This window comes from Zooshikella ganghwensis DSM 15267, from assembly GCF_000428585.1.
In the GTDB taxonomy this organism is placed as follows: domain Bacteria; phylum Pseudomonadota; class Gammaproteobacteria; order Pseudomonadales; family Zooshikellaceae; genus Zooshikella; species Zooshikella ganghwensis.
On record NZ_AUAF01000179.1, the window covers coordinates 1 to 7981 of the forward strand.

General features: G+C 39.1%; 12 protein-coding genes and 1 pseudogene. All 13 read right to left on the reverse strand.

Annotated features, from left to right (window positions below; translation table 11 throughout):
* Positions 1 to 691: 691 nt before the first annotated feature.
* Complete coding sequence (locus F607_RS34310; protein ID WP_051311750.1) at positions 692 to 943, reverse strand: DUF4279 domain-containing protein; 252 nt, start codon at positions 941 to 943, stop codon at positions 692 to 694.
* 537 nt (positions 944 to 1480) lie between these two features.
* Positions 1481 to 1906, reverse strand: a complete 426-nt coding sequence (locus F607_RS0122690; RefSeq protein ID WP_027709906.1) for a hypothetical protein — start codon at positions 1904 to 1906, stop codon at positions 1481 to 1483.
* Between the two features lie 69 nt (positions 1907 to 1975).
* Entirely contained in the window at positions 1976 to 2302 is a 327-nt protein-coding gene (locus F607_RS0122695) for a hypothetical protein (RefSeq protein WP_157365571.1), read from the reverse strand.
* Between the two features lie 96 nt (positions 2303 to 2398).
* A complete protein-coding gene (locus F607_RS0122700) occupies positions 2399 to 2692 on the reverse strand; it encodes a hypothetical protein (RefSeq protein ID WP_027709908.1) in 294 nt (97 codons plus the stop codon).
* A gap of 73 nt (positions 2693 to 2765) precedes the next feature.
* Positions 2766 to 3284 carry a hypothetical protein gene (locus F607_RS0122705; RefSeq protein ID WP_027709909.1) on the reverse strand — a complete coding sequence of 173 codons (519 nt, stop codon included), beginning with the start codon at positions 3282 to 3284 and terminating at the stop codon, positions 2766 to 2768.
* A gap of 51 nt (positions 3285 to 3335) precedes the next feature.
* On the reverse strand, positions 3336 to 3779 hold the full coding sequence (locus F607_RS0122710) for a macro domain-containing protein (protein WP_211233699.1): 444 nt from the start codon (positions 3777 to 3779) through the stop codon (positions 3336 to 3338).
* Between the two features lie 80 nt (positions 3780 to 3859).
* Positions 3860 to 4225: a hypothetical protein gene (locus F607_RS0122715; protein ID WP_027709911.1), complete on the reverse strand. Its 366-nt coding sequence runs from the start codon at positions 4223 to 4225 to the stop codon at positions 3860 to 3862.
* Positions 4218 to 4736 carry a hypothetical protein gene (locus F607_RS0122720; RefSeq protein WP_027709912.1) on the reverse strand — a complete coding sequence of 173 codons (519 nt, stop codon included), beginning with the start codon at positions 4734 to 4736 and terminating at the stop codon, positions 4218 to 4220. Before F607_RS0122720 ends, F607_RS0122715 begins: the two co-directional genes overlap by 8 nt.
* 447 nt (positions 4737 to 5183) lie before the next feature.
* Entirely contained in the window at positions 5184 to 5618 is a 435-nt protein-coding gene (locus F607_RS0122725) for a hypothetical protein (RefSeq protein WP_027709913.1), read from the reverse strand.
* A 335-nt stretch (positions 5619 to 5953) separates the two neighbouring features.
* Positions 5954 to 6265: a phage antirepressor KilAC domain-containing protein gene (locus F607_RS31225; RefSeq protein ID WP_051311751.1), complete on the reverse strand. Its 312-nt coding sequence runs from the start codon at positions 6263 to 6265 to the stop codon at positions 5954 to 5956.
* Positions 6266 to 6700, reverse strand: a complete 435-nt coding sequence (locus F607_RS31230) for a BRO-N domain-containing protein (protein WP_038292092.1) — start codon at positions 6698 to 6700, stop codon at positions 6266 to 6268.
* A gap of 74 nt (positions 6701 to 6774) precedes the next feature.
* On the reverse strand, positions 6775 to 7566 hold the full coding sequence (locus F607_RS33160; RefSeq protein WP_027709914.1) for a CPBP family intramembrane glutamic endopeptidase: 792 nt from the start codon (positions 7564 to 7566) through the stop codon (positions 6775 to 6777).
* Between the two features lie 129 nt (positions 7567 to 7695).
* Positions 7696 to 7981 (reverse strand): annotated as a pseudogene (locus tag F607_RS35295) (IS4 family transposase); the annotation flags it as partial.

The following is a 7981-nucleotide window of genomic DNA, read 5'->3' on the forward strand; positions in this document are numbered from 1 at the left end:
TCTTTTCTTTCTTTTGATACGCGCTTCACTCATCATTCACCTGCGCCCCTTTCTTTAGATTTTTACTTCAGGTGAGGCGACAACTATCCTGACATAAGGGGTTACCACAAACAAACCATATTTCCGTATTTCCATTTTCCAATAAAAATACAAGTTGCCCATCTGAGGTTTTCCAACGTAACTTACTACGCCAGAATTTTAACTCTGGCTTCACATACTTATAATATGGCCCATTCTCCTCAAGCCACTTGTCAATGGCGGTTTGGAACAATTTAACTCTGGGAAGATACATTAACATTGGCAAAATAAAAATTACGAAAAACCCACCCATCATTATTAGGGGTCCAAATTTAAACCCTAGTAGGTCGACCACAACTGACAACGATATTAATATTGGAATTACGACTAAAAACCTAATCATCACTTTTATACATAACGCCTCAATAATGAGCAGGAACGCAGTGGCGAAGCCGTGGAGTGAAGGTCCAGCCCGGTAGGGGTGACATTGATTGACTTGTTAAGCATTGGGGCTACTCCGCACCATCGTAAATATCTAGTGCCAGCATAATGCCCCGATTGCCTAGCTCTAACAGAGTTCCGGGTGATATATTCATACCCTCATTTCCTTTGTCCATGAAGATCCCGCAAAACAAATCAATACTGTACTTACTTGCCAGTTTCTTCCAGATATTCAGGTCACTCGGAACTGACTTAGTATTTCCTTCACTTGGCCGTCAATATCCTCTGGCTCGCATTCAGATGCAACTAAAGACCAGTGGCCACTTTTTCGCTGGATTTCTCTTCCTGTTCTTTTTATGACTCGAACATCACCTTTGGCGTACATTGTCGTACCCTCAATCCCAAAAAGAGCGGATATTTCTTTAGGATTAAGTGTATCACCAATTAATCGTAACGAGGCTTTTGATCGACTTACTTGTGCCATTACTAGTAATGCCTAAAACCTTTGTAGTGGGCCGGAGTAAGGGAAACTTACGGAGGTCCAGCCGAAGGCGACATTAATAAACTTGTTAAAAACCATTTAGAGTTTACCTCCTAAGCTAAGATGTAATTGACCCACAGCTAAGAATGCTATGGGAAACCATATAAGTAAAGTGCTAGTAGATGTTAACCAAGCTTTGTACATAGGGATGGACAGTTTTTTTGCTTGGTAAATATTTGCGGACAGTAGGACTAAGAACACAAATAAAATATAAGCAAAATCGAAGGGCTGATATAAAAGAACGTCGAAACCAGTTCCAGGCACACTTTCCTTTGTTGCTGTAGCTACTTCGGCTACTAATGGAATTATTAGCGCGAAAACTGCAATTATTATATTTTGGGTCAGCTTCATTGGTTTTTAACGCCCAGATCACTAACCTATGACGGAAGGCTTTTTAATATGGCACAATGAGCGCAGCGAATGCATATTAAAAAGTCCTGCTGTATAGGTCTGGTGCATCGCCTGGTTAAGTGCTCACTACTACTTAATTCGAACAAAATATTCTCTCCAATCTCCATCTGGAGATACCCAATACACATCTGGACCTTCAAAATTCATCACAGCTGTACCAATTCCATTTGGATACTCAGCAATAACTTTTTCGCTGGAGCATTCATGGATAACCCCTTCTACTTTCACCTCTTCGAAAAAAAAAGGGTAGTTTTTTCCCTCGATGGTAATTTCGATAGTCGGCAAAGGTAAGAAATGGTAGGCATTTCCCTTATGAATTATTTCAGCATATCCAAATACCTGTTCAATGAACTCCTTCTTATTTTTAGGCAGACTTTCAAGGGTACTATTATAAGCTAAGCTCATAGCGTTATCAGATTTCCAATGCCCATCTAGATGCTCACATGCAAATGCATGCATATTACATAATATAATGGATAGTAGTATCTTTTTCATTTCTTCACTTAACGCTAAGCCAAGTGGTTGGCAGAACGATGTGTAGCCAGTCCTAGCTTAAGCGCCTTGTTATGTGCTGGTGTCATTACTTACCTCCAACGTTTGATTTACCCAAGCGCTTCGCTCAGTTACAGAGTCAAAGCGGCCAATTAGCTGGGTGACCTCTGCTTTACCTTCTTCTGTTAAGAAATAGCCCCCACCCATTCGCACTTCTGATAACGCACAAAATAGCGGCTCATTAAATGTAAAAATGGCGTCAAATGTTTCTTTGCTAGATTTTTTGTTTCCTTTACCTCGAATTGAAGTCCTTTTCTGCAGCATAAGTTCTCCACTCCTAGCAGAGTCTTTATGCACGGCTTTAATGCTCGTTCTATCACTGCACTCTATCTTACTCATATCTTGAATTCTTTTTGCACATAACGCCTGCATTTGGGGCTGGTGCATGCAGTGCGAAGGTCCCATCCCACGAAGTGGGCGAACAACATGCACTTGTTAAGTGTTTTCACGCACAGTACTCCGAATTGCGTTAAAGAGATGATAATCTGCTTCTTCAATGTATGACTCAAGTAGTTGCAGCCAAGATTTAGCGCCACTCCAACTCAGGTCTATTTCTATACCTGTAGTTCTGTTTACTAGAACCGGAGGTAGATAACCTTCACTAGCCCCATTGGAGATATTAATTGGGAGCATTAACCAGTACTCACACGAATCATCTGCTTGAAAGCTTACAACAAGAGAACCCCCATCTCTTAATTTTTCGATACTTAGGACATGGCTAACATTCATACCGGACACTTAACACTCGGTTGTGTAGCAGCGAACGAGTGCGCGAGTGAACTGTCACGACACCAACCGCTTGCTAATTGTTTTCGTTTTCAATAATCTTCGCTTCAAGAGCTTTAAGATATTCTCTTTCCTTTTTGTAGCTCAATATCAACTTGTAATTAAGGTAAACAGCCAAAAAAAATGTCAAGACAAATACAACCTCTAAATTTCTAAAGACTACTAGTAAAGCAAAAAGTAAAATATTTGCGAGGACGAAGATATTCCACTCAAATCGATACCTCATTTGATTCTTGAGTGAGGCTTTTGAGCCTCTACTAGATTTCCTTAAAGTTTTAACTCGCTCGCAGAAGTCAAGAAAACTAAAATCAGTGTCTCGGTCTTTAACCGAAAAACAAATGCCGAACTCCAATTGCACTTTATCACAAAATGCATTGAATCTCCTCAGTCCAGAGAAACTATTCCTAAATGCTCCTTTACCTTTAGGGTTAGCCATGAGGAAATCAATAAAGTAACTCTCATCGAATTCCGCACCAGGCACTTCTCGATGTTGTTCAAAAAGGCTTTTTACTCTGGACTCTATCGTTTCGGTCATATTCTACAATTAATGCCTTAATAAGCTACTCCCCCCAGGGAGCAGCTTGATTTATTTGTTAGCTGCTTTATACCTTACAATAAATACTTTCGCTTCACTTTCAATTGTCTCAAACTCTGTAGTTATGAGATTTAGTGACCAATCTTCACCTCGATTACCAGAACCTGCCCCAATTAATGGAAATGCAACACTGGAGAATTTCTCTTTGTTCACTATATTCATAGCATTTCGAACTGAATGGATTACTGAATACTCAGTACCCATCCAAAACATGTTAATACCTGCAACATGAATTATTGCTTTAAATGGCAGACTGCCGGCTGACGTAATCCTAGCTTCACCAAGTGGAATAGCTCCAAACTTTGCCACTTCTTTGAATGGGCCTGTTCCACCTCTTTTTTTAATAGCACCTGATACGCCTTGAGGCAGCAATAGCCACCAGGGAATAATGTTCCTATTCCAGCTATTTACTATGACCTCAACATCTTGATCCAAGATATCTCCATGTACCAATTCGTAATTCATCAAACCCCAATACAGCTAACGCAAAGCTAAGCAGAGCAGCTTGCTACGTCCTATCTTGAACGCCTTGTTAAATGGCTTAGCACCACAGCAAAACCATAATGAATAATTAGCCACAAAGCAGTCACCAAACACCAACCTAGAACCGTGATTGGAGCCATAAACATATCTTCATCAGTCTGACCATAAACGGGCAAACCTAGAAATTTGAATATTTCTAACGGCGTAAATACAGAATGATATGGGATAAATGCCGTCAATTTGTTCTCTACAATAAGGCTAGGGATAACTGCCAGTACCAGATGAGACATTAACAATAATACCCACACCTTAAGGTTCGCTTTCATTCTATTTTTGCCATATAACGTTGCGTTCAACGGCAGTGCAAAGCTTCGCTTTGTTATGAGTGTTTTACGCACGTTGTGTAATACCTTCTATTGCAAATTCAATACTTTCTAAAACCTCTTTGCTTTCCTCTATTTCTTGCCTTGTGCGTAGTAAATGTAATGCATCGAGATTTCCTGAAAAATAGAGATCGCCAGCGACTTTTGAGCGTACTTTTGCACTTTTATCGTTGAGTAACAGTTGGCATAAATTGGTGAATATACTATCGGGTAGTTCATTTATATGAGCAGCCACTCTAAATCGTATTTTCGACGATTTATGTATAGCGAACTCTTCCCATAATTTAACGAAGTCCGGATATTCGTTTGTGATTTTTCTGAGCCATGACCCTGCGGATTCCCAAGTGCCACTTTTTCCCTCTACGAATGCTTTTCTGATAACAGCCTTAAGTTCCTGCTCTGATGCCCTACCTTCAAGGAAGTCATGAATTGCATCGATTGTCTCTATTAGCAAAGCAGCCTTTTCTGAACTACCTACAAAATTTATGGCATTTTTAAGTTCATTTTCTCTTCCAATGGTAAACATCTCAATTACTCATAACGCTCACATATACGGCGAGAAAATTGTTGCGAGTCCAGCGCCGGAAGCGCGAATATAATGCGCTTGTTAAGTGCTGGCCTGCTCGAGACCACAGGCATGACAAAATATGCCGTTTGCTCCCCGCCAAATACGATGTTGGTTGCACATTTTACATTTCAATTCCTTTGCCAACACTGCATTGCATTGACTGCAAGAATTTTTATAGCGAGTACCTTTTCCAATTTTCTCTAGTTTTCCAGTACAGACTGGACACAACCTAGGACTTTTATGTAAAGCTCGTTTCTCTATTGATGATACATGTTTGGATATTTCATCCTTTCCTATATCATTCAAATTCAGCTTGCTCAAAATCAACCTCTTGTGCCACTTAACGCTTTGGTGACGGGTCCGCCAGGGGTCCCGTTGACCAATTTGTTATGCATTTAACTCGCCTCAATAACTTGATATTTGCTCAAGGTATACGTTACCGTTGACCTTCATTATCAACTCTACCAATACACCTGTAGAATAATTTAATTGAAAGTCACATTCTATTAAAGCCAGCATCGAAGACTCATTATTTTCAAAGTATTTGGTACTCACAGAAGCCTTTGAGTTTTTAATATCCCCTTGGACTTCATTGCATGCTAGTTCGAAGTCTTCTTTCACTGCATCACTTGGTTTCCGGTCAAAACTAAGTGCATATCCATACTCTAAAGCTATTGACTCAAAATTCTCATTTTGAAACCACTCAGCTACTTGAACTCCAATTTCATTTAGCTCGTCTATGTTCATAAAACTTTCTAATGCATAACTATTAATCAACGTCACAGCGATGCAATATATTACGTCGCCGTTACGTATAGCACTCCAACTAACTAGAGCCATTCACACTTTTTAAGCCTAGTTTATACTCAGCATATGTAGCTATCTATTTGACATTAAAAGAATCGACCAATATTTAAACAGTTATTATACGTCAGAGTGACGTAATATATTACGTCATTTTAGGAAAATTAACCGTCGCTATTTATGAGGATGATTTTGAGGCAACCCTGTCATTAATCAAGAATATAATTTACTGGGCAGACTGATTAACTTAATTCCTTTAAAAAGCATGTTCAGGCTGTATTAAAATAGCACCTCATTTTTTTAGTACCAGATAATCTATAAAAAAAAGCCCACCGAAGTGGGCAAGGGACATTACAGGGAGAAGTCGTTATTTAATGATATTGAACTAATTGATGAGCTATCTTTGCGACACCTTTCGCTGTTAAACGCACTTGATCAACTATCTTTTCTGAGCCATCTTGGCGCTCAATCGCTGTGAACTTATGAACTAAAAAACCTCGTTGAATTTTATCTTGGTAGGCTGTCCAACCAGGTGCGCCTGGGCGACGATAAATCCATTTATTTGTGGATAACCAACTAAACAAATCCTTTGGCTTCAACTGCAAGTCTTTAGCTGCATTAGTGATACAATAGCTCTCATCCCCCCCTGCTATTTTCTCAAAAGCTTCGGCCTTGGGGAGCACTTATTTAATCTCTTCCTTAACTGCTTCTAACTGGACCGTTTTTGTTTCAATAACGGATTGAGCCATGAGTAACGCTTTTGCTAACATCAAGCTTGGATCATCTTTTTCCTGACCAGCAATATAACCACCATTTTTACGAATACTGGGCAGTACTTCATGTGTTACCCAGCGTTTAAATGCTTTGGCTTCAGGTCGACGGCTTTTAAGGATAGCTGAGTACAGACCAGACTCGTTAATCGTTTGTAGTTCCTGGCTTCCACCAGGGGTATGCATAGTAGACATACCCTTTTCATCATCATCTAAATGCCTAGTCATAGCACTTGGTAGTGAGTAACCAAGAACTTCAGTCACATCTTTAGCCACAAACCAAGGCTCACCATCTTTATTAATAACTCGAACTGCTGAAGTGTTAAATTTGAACGGTATTACATTCATTTTTATTTTCCCTAATGTTAAAAAAAAGCCCACCGAAGTAGGCTTTCAACTTTATGGTCCTGAAGAATATGCTGCTAAGACACAACGGTTGATTTTTGAAAAATATATTTAACAATAAAGTAGGCACCTACAACAAAAACAATAGACAGCAATTGGAGTTCAATAGGTAAAAAAGTAAGTTCCATTGAAGCCTCATAATCATCACTTTTAAATTGATATGCAATAAAAGGTATAGCATTAAATAGCATATGAGCAATGATCGAAGGCCACAGGGAATAACTCTTAATATATAACCAACCAAGAACAATTCCGGCTATTAGCGTAGGTATAAGCTGAATAGGGTTTAAGTGCATCAGTGAGAATAACGTTGCGGAAGCAATTAACGCATCGCATTTACTGTAATTTGATAACAAGCCTCTTAGAATTACGCCTCGAAAAATTATTTCCTCAACTACTGGAGCAACTACACATATTACCAACAATCCGCTTATACCAGAACTGAATAGTGCATCAAAAGACTCTGAGTATATATCTGCACCAGGGAATAAATATAAAACTACGATACTAATATTACTCAGTAAAACTTGAAGCCCAAGCATCGCAAAAGCAATAGGTAAAATCGACAGTGATACAATAACAGACCATTTGTTAAAATTAGCATGAAATATCTCAACAAATCGCAATCCCATTTTTGGCAATACAAACTGTAAAATTAAATATGTCGAAATCAACGAAATAATTATGTAAATAGTTGAATTCCCTGCTCTCCACCTAACCCCAAAATGAACAAGGACTTGTGCAACCACCAACGGAGTTGCCATAAACAAAAGAGTAACTGCAATAGCTTGAGACTTATTAGGAAACATAAATACTACTTTTCACCCCTAACTACAAATTTCCTTACTCCAGCGAGTAAAGACCTCCAACAACAAAAGAGAACCATAGTACACATAACTAGAAGAACCAGGAGCTAACGTAAGAGGAAAATAATAGAGCTATGTACAGGACAAAACTTTCAGGGAGTGCCGAAATACTGCCAGGTTAACACTTCCTTCTACTAGTACCCTGTGTAAGTAATCAAGCCCTAGACGAAATAAACTTTTCGGTTTTCGGCCATGCTTTTTAAGCTTCAGTGGCTTAAGACTATTTTGCCATATACCCAATTTGAATGACCATGCTAATGCCAAAGCACAAACAAAAAATAGCTTTTCGAGACGATCTAGTTCCTGTAAATGCGTGCTTTCTAAGTCAAATCCTCTACTTTTTAAGCAACCAAATAAC

Coding starts and splice junctions, on each gene's coding strand:
- F607_RS0122705 (WP_027709909.1), bottom strand. CDS start 3,284: ATGACCGAAACGATAGAGTCCAGAGTAAAAAGCCTTTTTGAACAACAT.
- F607_RS0122690 (WP_027709906.1), bottom strand. CDS start 1,906: ATGAAAAAGATACTACTATCCATTATATTATGTAATATGCATGCATTT.
- F607_RS31230 (WP_038292092.1), bottom strand. CDS start 6,700: ATGAATGTAATACCGTTCAAATTTAACACTTCAGCAGTTCGAGTTATT.
- F607_RS0122725 (WP_027709913.1), bottom strand. CDS start 5,618: ATGGCTCTAGTTAGTTGGAGTGCTATACGTAACGGCGACGTAATATAT.
- F607_RS0122695 (WP_157365571.1), bottom strand. CDS start 2,302: ATGAGTAAGATAGAGTGCAGTGATAGAACGAGCATTAAAGCCGTGCAT.
- F607_RS0122700 (WP_027709908.1), bottom strand. CDS start 2,692: ATGAATGTTAGCCATGTCCTAAGTATCGAAAAATTAAGAGATGGGGGT.
- F607_RS34310 (WP_051311750.1), bottom strand. CDS start 943: ATGGCACAAGTAAGTCGATCAAAAGCCTCGTTACGATTAATTGGTGAT.
- F607_RS33160 (WP_027709914.1), bottom strand. CDS start 7,566: ATGTTTCCTAATAAGTCTCAAGCTATTGCAGTTACTCTTTTGTTTATG.
- F607_RS0122720 (WP_027709912.1), bottom strand. CDS start 4,736: ATGTTTACCATTGGAAGAGAAAATGAACTTAAAAATGCCATAAATTTT.